Annotated in this window: 19 protein-coding genes; all 19 read left to right on the forward strand. The window is 41.6% G+C overall.

The features are described 5' to 3' along the window. Positions 1–608, forward strand: a 608-nt coding sequence (locus BO219_RS11505) for a flagellar hook-length control protein FliK (protein WP_143271297.1), incomplete at its 5' end; no start/stop codon positions are given. A 10-nt stretch (positions 609–618) separates the two neighbouring features. Then, a complete protein-coding gene (gene flgD / locus BO219_RS11510; RefSeq protein WP_077429631.1) occupies positions 619–1,086 on the forward strand; it encodes a flagellar hook assembly protein FlgD in 468 nt (155 codons plus the stop codon). Positions 1,087–1,099: 13 nt separating this feature from the next. Then, positions 1,100–1,468, forward strand: coding sequence for a TIGR02530 family flagellar biosynthesis protein (locus BO219_RS11515; RefSeq protein WP_077429632.1), 369 nt, complete (start codon positions 1,100–1,102; stop codon positions 1,466–1,468). Between the two features lie 76 nt (positions 1,469–1,544). After that, positions 1,545–2,933, forward strand: coding sequence for a flagellar hook-basal body complex protein (locus tag BO219_RS11520; protein ID WP_077429633.1), 1,389 nt, complete (start codon positions 1,545–1,547; stop codon positions 2,931–2,933). A gap of 45 nt (positions 2,934–2,978) precedes the next feature. Then, on the forward strand, positions 2,979–3,206 hold the full coding sequence (locus tag BO219_RS11525) for a flagellar FlbD family protein (RefSeq protein WP_004891058.1): 228 nt from the start codon (positions 2,979–2,981) through the stop codon (positions 3,204–3,206). A 1-nt stretch (position 3,207) separates the two neighbouring features. Beyond that, positions 3,208–3,621, forward strand: a complete 414-nt coding sequence (gene fliL, locus BO219_RS11530; RefSeq protein WP_077429685.1) for a flagellar basal body-associated protein FliL — start codon at positions 3,208–3,210, stop codon at positions 3,619–3,621. A gap of 31 nt (positions 3,622–3,652) precedes the next feature. Continuing rightward, positions 3,653–4,651 (forward strand): flagellar motor switch protein FliM, encoded by a 999-nt coding sequence (gene fliM / locus BO219_RS11535; protein WP_077429634.1) that lies wholly within the window; start codon positions 3,653–3,655, stop codon positions 4,649–4,651. Beyond that, the gene (gene fliY, locus BO219_RS11540; RefSeq protein WP_077429635.1) at positions 4,641–5,792 is read left to right on the forward strand and encodes a flagellar motor switch phosphatase FliY; all 1,152 of its coding nucleotides are present in this window, start codon (positions 4,641–4,643) and stop codon (positions 5,790–5,792) included. The genes fliM and fliY overlap by 11 nt, the downstream gene beginning before the upstream one ends. 19 nt (positions 5,793–5,811) lie before the next feature. Next, positions 5,812–6,171 carry a response regulator gene (locus BO219_RS11545; RefSeq protein WP_003394872.1) on the forward strand — a complete coding sequence of 120 codons (360 nt, stop codon included), beginning with the start codon at positions 5,812–5,814 and terminating at the stop codon, positions 6,169–6,171. Positions 6,172–6,183: 12 nt separating this feature from the next. Next, positions 6,184–6,810 carry a flagella biosynthesis regulatory protein FliZ gene (gene fliZ, locus BO219_RS11550; RefSeq protein ID WP_077429636.1) on the forward strand — a complete coding sequence of 209 codons (627 nt, stop codon included), beginning with the start codon at positions 6,184–6,186 and terminating at the stop codon, positions 6,808–6,810. Further along, positions 6,803–7,468, forward strand: a complete 666-nt coding sequence (gene fliP, locus BO219_RS11555) for a flagellar type III secretion system pore protein FliP (RefSeq protein ID WP_077429637.1) — start codon at positions 6,803–6,805, stop codon at positions 7,466–7,468. The genes fliZ and fliP overlap by 8 nt, the downstream gene beginning before the upstream one ends. A gap of 14 nt (positions 7,469–7,482) precedes the next feature. After that, a complete protein-coding gene (fliQ, locus tag BO219_RS11560) occupies positions 7,483–7,752 on the forward strand; it encodes a flagellar biosynthesis protein FliQ (RefSeq protein ID WP_035018732.1) in 270 nt (89 codons plus the stop codon). Next, complete coding sequence (fliR, locus tag BO219_RS11565; protein ID WP_004891044.1) at positions 7,749–8,528, forward strand: flagellar biosynthetic protein FliR; 780 nt, start codon at positions 7,749–7,751, stop codon at positions 8,526–8,528. The genes fliQ and fliR overlap by 4 nt, the downstream gene beginning before the upstream one ends. Before the next feature lies 1 nt (position 8,529). Further along, a complete protein-coding gene (gene flhB / locus BO219_RS11570; protein ID WP_077429638.1) occupies positions 8,530–9,612 on the forward strand; it encodes a flagellar biosynthesis protein FlhB in 1,083 nt (360 codons plus the stop codon). Between the two features lie 30 nt (positions 9,613–9,642). After that, a complete protein-coding gene (gene flhA, locus BO219_RS11575; RefSeq protein ID WP_077429639.1) occupies positions 9,643–11,679 on the forward strand; it encodes a flagellar biosynthesis protein FlhA in 2,037 nt (678 codons plus the stop codon). After that, entirely contained in the window at positions 11,676–12,782 is a 1,107-nt protein-coding gene (gene flhF, locus BO219_RS11580) for a flagellar biosynthesis GTPase FlhF (protein WP_012575292.1), read from the forward strand. The genes flhA and flhF overlap by 4 nt, the downstream gene beginning before the upstream one ends. Then, on the forward strand, positions 12,779–13,648 hold the full coding sequence (locus BO219_RS11585) for a MinD/ParA family protein (RefSeq protein ID WP_077429640.1): 870 nt from the start codon (positions 12,779–12,781) through the stop codon (positions 13,646–13,648). Before flhF ends, BO219_RS11585 begins: the two co-directional genes overlap by 4 nt. Before the next feature lie 12 nt (positions 13,649–13,660). After that, complete coding sequence (locus BO219_RS11590; protein ID WP_077429641.1) at positions 13,661–14,731, forward strand: protein-glutamate methylesterase/protein-glutamine glutaminase; 1,071 nt, start codon at positions 13,661–13,663, stop codon at positions 14,729–14,731. 14 nt (positions 14,732–14,745) lie between these two features. Then, the gene (locus tag BO219_RS11595; RefSeq protein ID WP_077429642.1) at positions 14,746–16,752 is read left to right on the forward strand and encodes a chemotaxis protein CheA; all 2,007 of its coding nucleotides are present in this window, start codon (positions 14,746–14,748) and stop codon (positions 16,750–16,752) included. Positions 16,753–16,756: the final 4 nt, after the last annotated feature.

Consider the following 16,756-nt stretch of genomic DNA (forward strand, 5'->3'; position numbering starts at 1 on the left):
TCGTTCGGATGCCAAGCGTGCTACATGCAGTACAGCAGTCGGCTGAAAAAAATGTGCCGATAGATGTGCAAATGGTCGATACGACAAGCGAAACTCCGCTTGCATCGCAAATGGAGCGAATCGTTCGGATGCCAAGCGTGCTACATGCAGTACAGCAGTCGGCTGAAAAAAATGTACTGATAGATGTGCAAACGGTCGATACGACAAGCGAAACTCCGCTTGCGTCGCAAATGGAGCGAATCGTTCGCGCGAGTCAATTTACACAATGGAGAAACGGAAATGCACAATTACTTATTCGGTTGCATCCTGAGCATTTAGGGTATGTCACGATTAAACTCATTCAGCAAAAAGGGAAGCTAACGGCAAAAATGATTACGTCTACGGAAGCGGCAAAACAGTTAGTGGAACAGCACATTCATCAGCTTTCGCACATTGCGGATCGGGTTACGGTCGAGCAATTTGATGTATTTAATGAAGCGAAATTTCGCGATCATTCATTCCAGCAACAAAAGCAGCAACAGCAACAACAAGAGCAACAGAGAGAAGAGAAGAATGAGCGTGATCAATCGTTTGATGAGTGGTTAAAAGAGTGGTTTGACTTTGAATAGAGGTGATCATATGACTGCGATCGATCCAAGTTTGCTTTTATCGCAACGCCAAGTCGCGCAGCGTGAAACAGGGAAAAGCTCGTTAGGGAAAGACGATTTTTTAAAAATTTTAATTGCCCAATTGCAACATCAAGATCCGTTAAATCCGATGGAAGACCGTGAATTTATTTCACAAATGGCAAACTTTTCATCACTTGAGCAAATGGTCAATATGTCAAATATGATGAGCAAGTTTATTGAGACACAAACGGGTACATCGGAAAAACTTACAGGCACATTAGATGCATTGCAAAAGCTTATCCAACAACAATCTACACCGTCGCTTGCTCAATATAGTGAATGGATCGGCAAGACGGTAACATGGGATGAACAAAGCGGTGTAGTGAGAGCTGTCGTCCAAAAAGGAACAGACATATGGTTAGAGCTTGAACAAGGAGAAACGGTGTTAGCCTCTCGCGTCACAAAAGTGTCGCAATAAAGGAGGTGAAGAAATGGATCGAATACAGTTCTTTCCGCATGCCCCGCTCATTCCGCCGAAAAAGCAAGTCGCTGCTTCATCAAAGTCAGAGCGACAATCGTTTCGCGATGCGCTTATTGAAGCAGGAAAAGGGCTAAAAATAAGCAAACATGCACAACAACGTTTGCAAGAGCGAAATATTCACATTAACGACGAACAGTGGGCGATGATTGGGCAAAAAATTGTAGAGGCAAAACAAAAAGGGGTGCGCGATTCACTCGTCATTACAAATGAAGCTGCATTAATTGTGAGCGCTGTGAATGAAACGGTCATTACCGCGATGAATCGCGAAGAAGCACAAACGCAACTATTTACAAATATTAATGGCGCCATCATTATATAAGGCTGGACCGTTACAGGAAGCCTTTGAGCGTGCGGAATGACGGAAGCCGCTCAAATAAGAAAAAGGAGAGGATTATATGTTACGTTCAATGTTTACTGGCATTGGTGGTATTCGCAACTTCCAATATAAATTAGACGTCATTGGTAACAATATTTCTAACGTCAATACGTATGGCTATAAAAAAGCGCGCGTGACGTTTAAAGACCTTGTGTCGCAACAAATTTCTGCGGCGACATCATCGACAGGAACGCGCGGGGGAATTAACGGAAAACAAATCGGATTGGGAAGCGGTCTCGGTTCGATCGAAACGATTCATACGCAAGGATCGACGCAAACGACGGCACGTCCGCTCGATTTGGCGATCGGTGGCGACGGCTTTTTCGTTGTTGGTTCGATTAACGACGTCACATTAATTAGCATGGATGGACCAGCTGGAAAACTCGGAACGAATAGAGTGAATACAGGAGTGCCTATTGACCGCGTCTTTAATTTAAGCTTTACACGTGCAGGGAACTTTTATTTGGATGAGTACGGCTATATTGTAAACTCAGACGGACAATATTTAATTGGTGAGGCAGCGATTAAAGATGTGGATACAGTCATTACGAATGCGCCGCATGTAGCTCAAGCAAGACGTGATTTAGAAACATTTCTTAATAGTGCAAACGGTCTTGTAAACTTTATAAAAAAATGGAAAGAAGAGTTCACGAAAGATCCTGATAACAATCCGACGACACAAACGGATTTTATTACTTTTATTAACAACTTTAACAATGAATTAAGCACCTTAAACGAGAAAATAACAGGGAAGACGGATCCGAACGATACAACGTTGGCAGCAGCTGGGACATATTTTAATGACCGTGTATCTCCTAAAGCTAGCATTAACCCTGTTCCTCTGCTTCCAGCAAACGAGGCGGACTGGCCGGATACATTAGCAGAAGCAGAAAAAATGATGGGACCATATTTAGAAGGAATTAGCGGTTTTGTTGAAAGTGTTCAACAAGTGTTGCAAGACTACAGCGAGCCGAAATACGGAAATGTCACAAGCTTTGAACCGGGTCTCATTCAAATTCCAAAAACAGCGAAAAGCTTCGGGATTACAGCGGATGGAAAAGTAACGTTCATCGATAGCAATGGACAATTAAAAATTGCAGGTCAAATTTTATTAGCGCAATTTCCAAACCCAACAGGTTTAGAGAAAATGGGGGGGAATACGTTTAAAGAAACGAACAACTCTGGTAAACTTGACCGCAATGCAGACGGCTTGACGATTAATGAGTTGTCGCGCCCAGGTTTAAACGGTGCCGGTGAAATTATTTCTGGTGCGCTCGAAATGTCGAACGTAGACTTATCCGAAGAGTTTACCGAAATGATTGTTGCGCAACGCGGATTCCAAGCAAACACGCGCATTATTACAACATCGGACGAGATTTTACAAGAATTAGTTAACTTAAAGAAATAATAAGGGAGGGGAGGGCACTAGGCTCTGTCTAGTGCCCGCATACATATGATTACATTAACGCGGTTAAATGGAAAACAATTCACACTAAACGCGATATACATAGAACAAGTTGAAGCGTTTCCAGACACGACCATTACGTTAACGAATGGCAAAAAGTTTGTCGTGCGGGAGTCTGTAGAAGATGTTATGTCATTAGTAGAAACGTTTTATCGTAACATTTCTGTGCTCGGGTTAAGGAGAGAGGCGGAGGGATCCGACGTTGAAAGACAATAAAATGTTAAAAATGATGCTAATTATCATGGGAGTGATTACGCTTGTTAGCGTCGTTGCCCTTGTTGTTGTCATGAAATTTATGGGCAATAATGAGCCAAAAGAACCGACGGTTGATGAAATCGTCGCCAGTTCATTTGATGTACCTGAAATCATGACCAACCTAATGGATGGAAGCTTTATTAAAATCGCGTTTAAAATTCAAACAGATAGCGAAAAGGCAAAAGAAGAAGCAGAAAAACGTGATTTTCAAATTAAAAATATCATCATTGAAGAACTATCTGAAATGACGGCGGAACAGTTTAAAGGAAAACAAGGAAAACTGCTCCTAGAGAAAAAATTGCGTGAACGCATCAATGAGCTTATGCAAGAAGGAAAAGTTGAGAAAATTTATATAACCTCCTTTATTCTCCAGTAAATAAAATGAATAGGAGTAGGAGGTGAGAACAGTGTCAGGAGAAGTTTTATCACAAAGTGAAATTGATGCCTTGCTGGCAGCGTTATCTGCTGGAGAGATGGACGCGGATGAGCTGAAAAAAGAAGAAGCAGAGAAAAAAGTGAAAGTGTACGACTTTAAACGGGCGTTGCGGTTTTCAAAAGACCAAATTCGCAGTTTAACACGCATACATGAAAACTTTGCTCGGCTATTGACGACGTTTTTTTCCGCACAACTGCGTACGTATGTGCAAATTTCTGTCGCATCGGCCGATCAGTTGCCATACGAAGAATTTATTCGCTCTATTCCAAAAATGACGATTTTAACGGTGTTTGAAGTTCCACCTTTGGATGGACGCGTCCTGTTAGAAGTCAACCCAAACATCGCCTATGCTATGCTTGACCGCGTATTGGGAGGCAGAGGTGTCAGCTTAAATAAAATTGAAAATTTAACCGAAATTGAAACAAAAATTATGTCGAATTTGTTTGAAAAAGCGTTTAGCAATTTGCGAGAAGCGTGGGAGTCCGTCGCAGACATCGACCCGATGCTGACAGATTTCGAAGTCAATCCACAATTTTTACAAATGGTATCACCAAATGAAACGGTTGTCGTTATTTCGTTAAATACACAAATCGGTGATACGAGCGGAATGATTAACATTTGTATTCCGCACGTTGTGTTAGAACCAATCATTCCGAAATTATCTGTTCATTATTGGATGCAAACACAAAAAAAGGCTCGGGAACCTGAAGAAGTTGCGACGTTGCAAAAGCGATTAAAGCAAACGAAAGTGCCAATGATCGCAGAGCTCGGTACATCGACGATCTCCATTCAAGAATTTTTGCAACTCTCTGTTGGTGATGTCATTCAACTCGATCAAACGGTACGTGATCCACTCGTGATTAAAGTAGGAGATGTGCCGAAATTTATCGGGCAGCCAGGAAAAATGAATAAACGATTAGCTATACAAATTTTAGATGTGATAAAGGGGGAAGACGGCGATGATGAGTGACGATATGTTATCTCAAGATGAGATTGATGCGTTGTTGCGAGGAATTGACGAAGACCCGATGCCGTCTAGCACAATGTCGATCGATGAAGTATTAACACCAATCGAGCAAGATGCGCTTGGTGAAATTGGAAATATTTCGTTTGGTAGTTCAGCGACAGCGTTATCGATGCTATTAAATCAAAAAGTTGAAATTACAACGCCGAGCGTTTCACTCATCGAACGTGCGCGCGTAGCAGAAGAGTTTCCGCATCCGTACGTTGCGATTCAGGTCAGCTATACCGAAGGATTTTTAGGAACAAATTTACTTGTCATTAAACAATCTGACGCTGCGATTATCGCAGATTTAATGATGGGGGGAGATGGCACAAATCCACCCGATTTTATGGACGAAATTCAATTGAGTGCTGTACAAGAAGCGATGAACCAAATGATGGGTTCGGCTGCGACGTCGATGTCGACGATCTTTAGCAAAAAAGTTGATATTTCGCCACCAAGTTTACACTTACTTGATTTATCGGAAGGCGAAGGATTTGAATATTTACCGCCGGACGACGTGCTTGTTAAAGTATCGTTCCGTTTAAAAGTAGGCAATTTAATTGATTCGAATATTATGCAACTGTTGCCAATTCATTTTGCGAAAGAATTAGTCGAAAATTTATTAAATCCGTCTAGTACAAAGACCGAAACATCAGCTACAATAAATACGAACGAGCCACATCAAACCGCGCCATCCGCACAGACGAAACCAGCGCCTTCATCGGCTCAACAAACGCAAAAAGAAGCTCCTCAACATTTTGGGACGGGAGCCGTGCAGCAGCCTGTCAACGTCCAGCCTGTTGCTTTTGCAAGTTTTGAACCAGCGCCATTGCCAGAAGCGGAATCACGCAATCTTGATATGTTGCTTGATATTCCGTTGCAAGTGACGGTGGAACTCGGGCGAACGAAGCGCTCTGTGCAAGATATTTTAAGTTTATCATCAGGCTCCATCATTGAACTTGATAAGCTGGCTGGTGAACCGGTTGACATTTTAGTCAATAACAAATTGATCGCGAAAGGTGAAGTTGTCGTCATCGATGAAAATTTCGGCGTGCGTGTGACGAGCATTATTAGCCAGAGCGATCGGTTAAACAAATTACGATAATTCGGGAGGTTTTTGGAGAATGGCGAGAATTTTAATTGTTGATGATGCAGCATTTATGAGAATGATGATTAAAGATATTTTAACGAAAAATGGGCACGAAGTCGTCGCGGAAGCAGCTGATGGGGCGCAAGCGGTCGAAAAATATAAAGAGTTTCGCCCAGACTTAGTCACAATGGACATTACGATGCCAGAGATGGATGGCATTACGGCGCTGAAAGAAATTAAAAAAATTGACAGCAACGCCAAAGTCATTATGTGTTCAGCCATGGGGCAACAAGCGATGGTTATTGATGCGATTCAAGCAGGAGCAAAAGATTTTATTGTCAAACCGTTCCAAGCAGATCGCGTCATTGAAGCGATTAATAAAACGCTCGGTTAGAGGTGGAATTCATTGCGCTATATTCGCATCATCATGTTGTGCGCGTTCGTTGTTCTGCAAGCAGTTTCCCCTGCTTTTGCAGAACAAGCGAACAGCGTAAAAGAATGTGTAGAACATCCAGAAAAGTGTAAAGAACAACAAACAAATGAGGCAACTCAAACGGCAACAGTTTCGGAATCGACTCCGATTACCGTTTGGGATTTCGTTAAACTGATTGGTGCAACTGCTTTTGTTATATTTTTGTTATATGCGCTTTTAAAATGGTTAAATAAACAAAACCGATTTTATGAGCGAAAAGGGCTCATTCAACATTTAGGTGGGACAAGTTTAGGTACAAACCGAACGATTCAAATTGTGAAAGTCGGTCGGCGTGTGTTAGTTGTTGGTGTAGGTGAATCGATTCACTTATTAAAAGAAATTACGGATGAGCAAGAAATTGAGGAGTTGCTTAAGCAACATGAAGCGCGCCTCGATTCATTGCTTGATACAAACGTATGGAAATCATTGCAATCGCTTTTACAGCAAAAAACGAACGAGCCTCGTTTTCGCCAATTGTTCGATCGAGAGTTACAACAGTTGGTTGAGAAGCGAAAACAAGCGATGAGAGCGCTGGAAAAAGAAAGGGATTCACATGAATGAAGTGATGCAGTTTTTTAATAATAGCGCGCCCGAAAACGTAGCGACATCTGTGAAGCTGTTATTGTTGCTGACGGTCTTATCGATTGCGCCAGGCATTTTAATTATGGTGACGTCGTTTACGCGCATCGTGATCGTCTTATCGTTTGTCAGAACAGCGCTCGGCACGCAACAAATGCCGCCGAACCAAGTCATTATCGGGCTATCTTTATTTTTAACATTTTTTATTATGGCACCGACATTTCAACAAATTAATCGTGATGCCTTGCAGCCGCTGTTTGATGAAAAAATTAATTTAGAGCAAGCATATGAACGAGCCGAAGCACCATTAAAAGAGTTCATGAGCAAACATACGCGACAAAAAGATTTAGCTTTATTTTTAAGCTACGCAGGGGCTGAACAGCCAAAAACAATACAAGATATTCCGATGTCAGCGCTCGTCCCTGCTTTTGCGATTAGCGAATTAAAAACAGCGTTTCAAATCGGTTTCATGCTATTCATTCCGTTTTTAGTCATTGATATGATTGTGGCAAGCGTATTAATGTCGATGGGAATGATGATGTTACCGCCGGTCATGATTTCGTTACCGTTTAAAATTTTACTGTTTGTTCTTGTGGATGGTTGGTATTTAGTTGTGAAATCATTATTAGAAAGCTTTTAAAGTAGGTGGGAAAAATGAGTCCCGATTTTGTCATTCAAGTTGCGGAACGCGGTGTGTACATGGTGCTTGTCGTATGCGGACCGCTCATGTTGCTTGCGCTTGCGGTCGGACTATTGATTAGCATTTTGCAAGCGACGACGCAAATTCAAGAACAAACGTTAGCGTTTGTTCCTAAAATTGTTGCCGTGTTACTCGGTCTCGTTTTTTTCGGACCGTGGATGCTTTCGCGCATGGTGTCATATGCATACAATATTTTTAGCAACTTAAGTAAATTTGTAGGATGAAGCGTATGGAGCTATACACGTATGTACCAACTTTTTTACTTATTTTTGCGCGCGTCGCTTCATTCTTTGTGACGATGCCGCTTTTCTCATATCGAAACGTGCCAAACGTTCATAAAATCGGTTTTGCCTTTTTTATTAGTTGGCTCATGTTTTTTTCGCTTGATCCAAAGCCATTGGATATTGACGGGACGTATATGATGTTGTTAATTAAAGAAGTGCTTGTCGGGTTATTGATTGGGCTTGTTGCATTTATCATTATGTCGGCTATTCAAATTGCGGGCGGATTCATCGATTTTCAAATGGGGTTTGCGATTGCAAACGTCATCGATCCGCAAACAGGTGCCCAAAGCCCATTAATGGGACAATATTTATACACGATCGCTTTGTTTTTTTTACTCGCCGTCAATGGACATCATATGTTGTTAGACGGTATTTTTTATAGCTATCAATTCATTCCGCTCGATCATCTCGTTTCGTTTGGAAATGAACAAATCGCAGAACAAGTTGTCCGTTTATTTCAAGCGATGTTCGTCATTGCTTTACAAATGGCTATTCCGATTGTTGGATGTTTGTTTTTAGTCGATGTAGCACTTGGTATTGTCGCGCGAACTGTCCCACAAATGAACATTTTTGTGATCGGTCTTCCCGTAAAAATTATCGTTAGTTTTGTGCTGTTTGTCATCGTATTTTCAAGTATGTTTGCCGTCACAAAGCAATTGTTTGAATTCGCTTTTATATCGATGCGCGGCATGATGAAATTGTTAGGAGGGGCGTAGCGTGAGCTGGTTGTCGGTCGATCTGCAGTTTTTTGCAGGAGAAAAAACAGAAAAAGCGACGCCAAGAAAACGGCAAGAAGTTCGTAAAAAGGGACAAGTAGCAAAAAGTGCAGATGTGACAGCTGCCTTTTTAATGCTTATCGTTTTTCTCGTCCTCTCTTTTTCTTCCGGTATGTGGGGAGATGCAATTACTCGGCTATTTCGCCAGTCGTTTCAACATTATTTTTTCATGGATGTGACGATCGATTCTGTACAGCTCATTTTCGTTGATCTCCTACAGCAACTTGCATTGCTCGTTGGACCTATTTTTTTAGCGGCAATTGCGGCGGCGTTATTTGCTAATTTTGTGCAAGTCGGTTTTTTATTCACAACGGAACCGCTGCAAATGAAGTTAAGTAAACTTGACCCGATTCAAGGGTTTAAGCGCATCTTTTCGCTCCGCGCCCTTGTAGAATTGCTCAAATCGATTTTAAAAGTATTGTTTGTTGGTGTTGTCACATTTTCTATTTTATGGATGCACATCGATGATATTTTATCGTTATCGCATAAATCGATTGGGGCAATTGCCGCGACGCTTGGACGTTTAACGATTCAAATGGGGCTTGTTGCTTCTGTCGCTTTACTATTTCTTTCGCTGTTCGATTATTTATATCAACGGTATGATTTTGAAAAAAATATTCGTATGTCAAAACAAGATATTAAAGACGAATACAAAAAGACAGAAGGAGACCCGTTAATTAAATCACGCATTAAGCAAAAGCAACGAGAAATGGCGATGCGCCGCATGATGCAAGAAGTGCCGAAAGCAGATGTCGTCATTACAAACCCGACGCATTTTGCTGTGGCGTTAAAGTACGATGAACAGCAAGCAGACGCTCCGATCGTTGTCGCGAAAGGAGCAGATTATATGGCGCAAAAAATAAAAGATATTGCGAAAAAAAATGACGTCATGATCGTTGAAAATCGGCCGCTTGCACGTGCGTTATACGATCAAACAGATGTCGGGATGGTCATTCCAGAAGCTTTTTTCAAAGCAGTAGCAGAAATTTTAGCGTACGTTTACAAAACGAAAAATAAACTTTAATTTTATGTATGCGAACAGGAGAGAACGTTTATGTTGGCAAGGGACTTATCTGTATTAATTATGGTTGTATTAATTGTAGCGATGCTCATCATTCCTCTACCATCATGGTTGCTTAGTGTCCTCATTATTATGAACATTTCTCTTGCGTTGCTCGTTCTCTTAACATCGATGAATATGCGCGAACCGCTCCAATTTTCGATCTTCCCTTCGCTCCTCCTTTTGCTTACCTTATTCCGTCTCGGTTTAAACGTTTCAACGACTCGCTCGATTTTAAGTAAAGGAGAAGCAGGAGGGGTTGTTGAAACGTTTGGAACGTTTGTCATTGGTGGTAATGTTGTTGTCGGTTTCGTCGTCTTTTTAATTTTAATTATTATCCAATTCGTTGTTATCACAAAAGGGGCAGAGCGCGTATCAGAGGTGGCTGCACGTTTTACGCTTGATGCGATGCCAGGAAAACAAATGAGCATCGATGCCGATTTAAATGCTGGCATCATTTCCGAACAACAAGCGAGAGAACGACGTGAAAAAATCGCGCAAGAAGCGGATTTTTACGGTGCAATGGACGGAGCAAGTAAATTCGTGAAAGGTGATGCCATCGCAGGAATTATCATCGTATTAATCAATATGTTATTTGGTATCGTCATTGGCATGGTACAGCAAGGCATGGATATTGGCGAAGCAGCGAGACGATATACGTTGCTAACAGTAGGGGATGGGATCGTTAGCCAAATTCCAGCGTTATTAATTTCAACTGCAACAGGAATTGTCGTTACGCGCGCCGCTTCGGATGACAACTTAGGCGCCGATATTATGCGGCAATTGTTTGCGTACCCAAAAATGTTATACGTGACAGCAGGGACGATTTTTTTACTTGGGCTATTTACCCCAATTAATGATTTGTTAACAATTCCGATCGCTTCGTTGCTCGCTTTGGGGGCATACCAATTTACAAAACAAGCCGATGCGCCTGAAGCAACAACAGAAGAGACTGAAGAAGAAATCGAAATGGATCAAATGAAAAGTCCAGAAAGTGTTGTCAGTTTGCTTAGCGTTGATCCGATTGAGTTTGAATTTGGATACGGATTAATACCGCTTGCTGATGCGAATCAAGGTGGAGACTTACTAGACCGCATCGTCATGATTCGTCGACAACTCGCTTTAGAGCTCGGCATCGTTATTCCCGTTGTCCGCATTCGCGATAACATTCAGCTGCAGCCAAATGAGTACCGATTAAAAATTAAAGGCAATGAAGTGGCGCGTGGCGAGTTGTTACTTGATCATTATTTAGCGATGAGCCCTGGCATTGATGACGATGCCATTGAGGGAATTGATACAGTAGAACCAGCGTTCGGATTACCAGCGAAATGGATTTCTGAAGAAATGAAAGAACGAGCAGAAATGTTTGGCTATACGGTCGTTGATCCACCATCTGTCGTATCTACGCATATTACTGAGCTGTTGAAGGCGCACGCACATGAATTGCTCGGTCGTCAAGAAACGAAACAGTTAATCGACCATGTGAAAGAGTCGTATCCGATTTTAGTGGAAGAAGTGACGCCAAATCCGTTATCCGTTGGCGATATTCAAAAAGTGCTTGCGAACTTATTACGTGAAAAAGTATCGATTCGCAATTTGCCGGTTATTTTTGAAACGCTTGCGGATTTTGGACGAATGACGACAGATCCAGATCTTTTAACAGAATATGTTCGTCAAGCGCTCGCCCGTCAAATTACGAGCCAATACGTTGTTGAAGGACAGCCATTACGGGTAATTACATTATCAGGAAAAGTAGAGAAAATGATTGCCGAAGGTGTGCAACAAACGGAACATGGCAATTATTTAGCGCTTGATCCGGTCGTCTCGCAAGCGATCGTTGAAGCGATTGCGATGCAAATTGAACAATTTCCGTTTCAAGATCAAACGCCAATTTTACTTTGTTCACCGGCTGTGCGCATGTATGTGAGACAATTGACTGAACGATATTTCCGTCACGTTCCAGTATTGTCATATAATGAACTTGAAGCAAATGTGGAAGTTCAAAGTGTTGGGGTGGTGAATGTGGAATGAAAGTAAAAAAGTTTGTCGCTTCGTCTATGCCAGAAGCGATGAAAATGATTCGAGCGGAACTTGGCAATGACGCCGTCATTTTAAATTCGAAAGTTGTGCAAAAAAAAGGTTTTCTTGGGTTATTTTCCAGAAAAAATATTGAAGTGATTGCTGCTGTTGATCCAAAACCAGCCACTCCGCCCGTTCAAAAAATAAAAGAAAAACGAAAAGAGCGCACAGAATCGATGCGTGATGAACAGTTATTAAAGGAAATCCATGAATTAAAAGCAACGATTCGTCAATTATCGCAAGGAGGAGGAGTTGAGCATTATCCTACTCCATTAAAAGCAATCGATGCGCATTTAATCGACCAAGAAATAAGCGACGATGTGCGAGCGATGCTTATGTCCACGTTGTTGCAGCGTTGGTATACGTCGGAAAAAAATGCCACATATGACGAGGTGAAGCAATGGCTTCATGAAGAAATCGTTCGTGCATTATCTTCGCTTTCGTTTGGGGGAATTTCGTTTCAAAAAAAATTTATTAACGTTGTTGGACCAACGGGGGTTGGCAAAACGACGACGCTTGCGAAAATGGCCGCTGATTGCGTCATTAAACATCGGAAAAAAGTTGCATTTATTACGACAGATACGTATCGCATTGCCGCCATTGATCAGTTGAAAACATATGCAAAAATTTTAAACGTTCCTCTTGAAGTATGTTACAATCTCGACGATTTTCGTAAAGCGAAAGAGAAGCTAGCATCGTATGACATTGTATTTATTGATACGGCAGGACGAAATTTTCGCAACGCTCAATATGTAAATGATTTAAAAGAAATGATCGACTTTAATGAGGAAATGGAAACGTTTCTTGTGTTATCACTCACAGCAAAATGGAGAGATATGAAAGACATTTATACACAGTTTTCACTCATTCCGATTCATAAATTTATTTTTACGAAAGTAGATGAAACAAGCCGACATGGTGCGATGTTAAATATGATGATTCAATGCCGTATCGGCGCAGCGTACATGACGCACGGACAAAACGTGCCCGATGATATTGTTGAAGCCACTCCACAGCTTGTTGCAAATATGGTTACCGGGGTCGAGCTACGATGATGAGAGATCAAGCGGAAAGCTTACGTTTACGCGTGAAAAAAATGCAGCACGGAACAGAAACGAAAACGATTGCTGTATTAAGCGGCAAAGGCGGAGTTGGAAAATCGAACGTTTCGTTAAACTTTTCATTGGCGTTACGCCAACGCGAAAAACATGTATTGCTGTTTGATATGGATATTGGTATGGGGAATATCGATATTTTACTTGGACAATCGTCATCTTATACAATGATCGATATTTTTCGTCCAAACGTTACCATTCATGATACTATAAAGACAGGACCTGAACAGTTATCGTTTATTGCTGGCGGAACAGGGTTCACAGAAATTTTTCATATGGACGAACAAAAAGTCGAGTATTTTATTGAACAATTGCAACTCGTTTCCGAGCAATACGATTATCTTATTTTCGATATGGGAGCAGGGATGTCCGAAGATCGTCTGCAGCTGCTCAAAGCGGTTGATGATATTTTTATCGTAACAACTCCGGAACCGACCGCTTTGACAGATGCATATGCAACGATGAAATACATTCACTTAGCAGATCCGCAACTCCCGATTTATGTGTTAGTCAATCGCGCACGTTCGGATAAAGAAGGAGTAGAGACACTCCAGCGTTTAAAACAAGTGGCAAAACGTTTTTTAGGAAAAGAATTACACGCATTAGGATATGTACCTGAAGACCGAACGGTAAGTAACGCTGTCATTCGTCAAACGCCTTTCCTTTTATTTGATCCGAGTGCAAAAGCAAGCAAGGCGCTTATGCGAATGACTGATCGCTACTTAGCGAACGGGGAACACGAGGAGCAAACGAAACGTCCGTTTCACTTTTTTGCAAAGCTTCGCCAATACTTTTTGGAAAGGTAGGTTATCATCGCTGTGAATAAGGTGAAAGTGCTCGTCGTTGATGACTCTGCTTTTATGCGAAAATTAATTAGCGATTTTTTGTCAGAACATCCGCGTTTGCACGTCGTAGGTACAGCGCGTGACGGACAAGAAGCGTTGCAAAAAATTGAGCAACTCAATCCGGATGTCGTGACGTTAGATGTTGAGATGCCTGTCATGAACGGGCTTGAGACGTTAAAGCATATTATGCAAAAAAAGCCACTTCCTGTCGTCATGATTTCAAGTACGACGACAGAAGGAGCGGAAAATACAATTTTAGCGTTGCAATACGGGGCGGTTGACTTTATTGCGAAGCCTTCAGGAGCCATCTCACTAGATTTATATAAAATTAAAGATAAGATGATCGAAAAAGTGTTCTTAGCAAGCGAAGCGAATTTGCGAACAGTGAAAATAAAGCAAAAAATGTCTATGTTGCCACAAAAGCAATATAGTAAAATAGGAGTAAGCGAACGGAACAACGCAATCGGAAAGAAAAAAATTATCGCCATCGGCACATCAACAGGAGGACCACGCGCGCTTCAACACGTATTAACGAAATTTCCAGCGACCATTGACGCGCCGATTTTAATCGTCCAACATATGCCGAAAGGGTTTACAAAATCGTTAGCGACAAGACTTGATTCGTTGTGCAACATTCGCGTCAAAGAAGCAGAAGATGGGGAAGTGATTCAAAAAGGGACAGCATATATCGCCCCAGGTGGTAATCATTTATATGTGAAACGCGTAGGCACATCGTTAGCCATTCATTTAGATGAAGGAGCGCCGCGCAATGGGCATCGACCTTCTGTTGACGTGATGTTTGAATCGTTAAGCGCTTTAACAGATTATGAAAAAGTAGCTGTTATTATGACAGGCATGGGGTCAGACGGTACGGCAGGATTAAAACAGTTAAAAGTGTCTGGCAAGACGTTTGTCATTGCTGAATCTGCTGAATCTTCCGTTGTGTTTGGTATGCCTAAGTCAGCCATTGCCGCAAACGTTGTTGATGAAATCGTTCACGTTGACGATATTGCTGAAGCGGTAATGAGACACGTACAAGTTTGAGGGGGATAGGAACAATGGACATGAGTCAATACCTCGAAGTGTTTATTGATGAAAGTAAAGAGCATTTACAAACGATTAACGAGCAACTGCTAGAACTTGAAAAAAACCCAGACGATGTGTCGATCGTCAATGAAATTTTCCGCTCTGCCCATACGTTAAAAGGAATGTCAGCAACGATGGGATTTGAGGACTTGGCAAATTTAACGCATCAAATGGAAAATGTACTCGATGCCATTCGCAATGGGAAAATTTCGGTCACACCTGAGCTACTTGATGTCATTTTTCGCGCTGTCGATGATTTAGAGGCGATGGTTGTCTCTATTTCAGAAGGTGGAGATGGAAAGCGTGACGTCACCGAAGTTGTTGCGCAGCTAAAGCAAATTGAAAAAGGGGATGTTGTTGTAGTTCCTCAAAAAAGCAGTTCAACATATGAACAAACATACGACGAGTTTGAATACACGATTTTAAAGCAGTCCGCTGAACAAGGATTCCACAGCTATGAAGTCACGATCAAACTACGTTCTGACTGTCTATTAAAAGCTGCTCGTGTATTTATGATTTTTGAAGTGATTGAACAAATTGGAGAAGTGATTAAATCTGTTCCGACCGTTGAAATGTTAGAGGCCGAACAGTTCGACGATCAATTTGTCGTGACCGTCGTGACAAAAGTGTCACAAGATGAATTACAAAAGCGCATTATGAAAGTGTCTGAAGTAGAAGAAGTGAACGTTCGGTCCGTTGATCTACGTCGATCTGTTGCACAGGATGAATCGCTTGAACAAAAAGTAGAACAAAAAGTAGAACAAAAAGTAGAACAAGTTGTTGACAAAAAACAAGAAAATCAAGAAGAAAAAACGACTGGCAAACAAGTGAGCAACAAAACGATTCGCGTCAACATCGAGCGACTCGACGTACTCATGAACTTGTTTGAGGAACTTGTCATTGACCGTGGCCGTTTAGAACAAATTTCACGTGAACTAAACAATCCAGAATTACACGAAACGGTTGAACGGATGTCGCGCATTTCAGGAGATTTACAAAACATTATTTTAAATATGCGCATGGTGCCCGTTGAAACGGTATTTAACCGCTTTCCGCGCATGGTTCGTCAATTAGCTCGCGATTTAGGAAAGAAAATTAATCTTGAAATTATCGGTGCTGAAACAGAACTCGATCGAACAGTCATTGATGAAATTGGCGATCCGCTCGTTCATTTATTGCGCAACGCCATCGATCACGGCATAGAAACGCCAGATGTACGTCGCGCAAAAGGAAAACCGGAAGAGGGAACAGTCAAATTAAAAGCATATCATAGTGGCAATCATGTATTTATTGAAATTGAAGACGACGGTGCAGGCATTAGTCGCGAAAAAGTGCTGAAAAAAGCCATTAGTAAAGGCATTATTTCTGAACAAAATGCGGCGAACTTAACGGATAAACAAGTATATGAGCTTATTTTTGCTTCAGGTTTTTCTACAGCGGATAAAGTATCCGATATTTCAGGCCGTGGTGTCGGATTAGACGTTGTAAAAAGTACAATTGAGTCGCTAGGTGGATCCGTGTCGATTGATTCAGAGGAAGGAGTCGGCTCGATCTTTTCGATTCAACTACCGCTTACACTATCCATTATTTCTGTTATGCTCGTTGAAATTCAACATGAAAAATATGCGATTCCGTTGTCATCGATCATCGAGACGGCCATCGTGAAAAAAGAAGACATTTTACATGCCCATAACCAAAAAGTCATTGATTTCCGTGGAAAAGTTGTTCCGCTTTTATTTTTGAAAGATATTTTTGAAGTACCTGTTGTGAAGGAAGACGATGATTTCTTGTCCGTTGTTATTGTGCGGAAAGGTGAAAAAATGGCTGGACTTGTCGTTGACTCGTTTATCGGTCAACAAGAAGTGGTGTTAAAATCGCTTGGCAACTACTTAACATCTGTGTTTGCCATTTCTGGCGCGACCATTTTAGGAGATGGACAAGTGGCGCTCATTGTTGATTGCAACGCGCTAATTAAGTAGGGAC

The sequence above is a fragment of the Anoxybacillus kestanbolensis genome, assembly GCF_001996285.1.
GTDB classification, from domain to species: Bacteria; Bacillota; Bacilli; order Bacillales; family Anoxybacillaceae; genus Anoxybacillus; species Anoxybacillus kestanbolensis_A.

Coding starts and splice junctions, on each gene's coding strand:
- BO219_RS11525 (WP_004891058.1), top strand. CDS start 2,979: ATGATTACATTAACGCGGTTAAATGGAAAACAATTCACACTAAACGCG.
- flhA (WP_077429639.1), top strand. CDS start 9,643: ATGTTGGCAAGGGACTTATCTGTATTAATTATGGTTGTATTAATTGTA.
- fliQ (WP_035018732.1), top strand. CDS start 7,483: ATGAGTCCCGATTTTGTCATTCAAGTTGCGGAACGCGGTGTGTACATG.
- fliP (WP_077429637.1), top strand. CDS start 6,803: ATGAATGAAGTGATGCAGTTTTTTAATAATAGCGCGCCCGAAAACGTA.
- flhF (WP_012575292.1), top strand. CDS start 11,676: ATGAAAGTAAAAAAGTTTGTCGCTTCGTCTATGCCAGAAGCGATGAAA.
- flgD (WP_077429631.1), top strand. CDS start 619: ATGACTGCGATCGATCCAAGTTTGCTTTTATCGCAACGCCAAGTCGCG.
- fliL (WP_077429685.1), top strand. CDS start 3,208: ATGTTAAAAATGATGCTAATTATCATGGGAGTGATTACGCTTGTTAGC.
- fliY (WP_077429635.1), top strand. CDS start 4,641: ATGATGAGTGACGATATGTTATCTCAAGATGAGATTGATGCGTTGTTG.
- BO219_RS11595 (WP_077429642.1), top strand. CDS start 14,746: ATGGACATGAGTCAATACCTCGAAGTGTTTATTGATGAAAGTAAAGAG.
- BO219_RS11520 (WP_077429633.1), top strand. CDS start 1,545: ATGTTACGTTCAATGTTTACTGGCATTGGTGGTATTCGCAACTTCCAA.
- fliR (WP_004891044.1), top strand. CDS start 7,749: ATGAAGCGTATGGAGCTATACACGTATGTACCAACTTTTTTACTTATT.
- BO219_RS11585 (WP_077429640.1), top strand. CDS start 12,779: ATGATGAGAGATCAAGCGGAAAGCTTACGTTTACGCGTGAAAAAAATG.
- BO219_RS11545 (WP_003394872.1), top strand. CDS start 5,812: ATGGCGAGAATTTTAATTGTTGATGATGCAGCATTTATGAGAATGATG.
- BO219_RS11515 (WP_077429632.1), top strand. CDS start 1,100: ATGGATCGAATACAGTTCTTTCCGCATGCCCCGCTCATTCCGCCGAAA.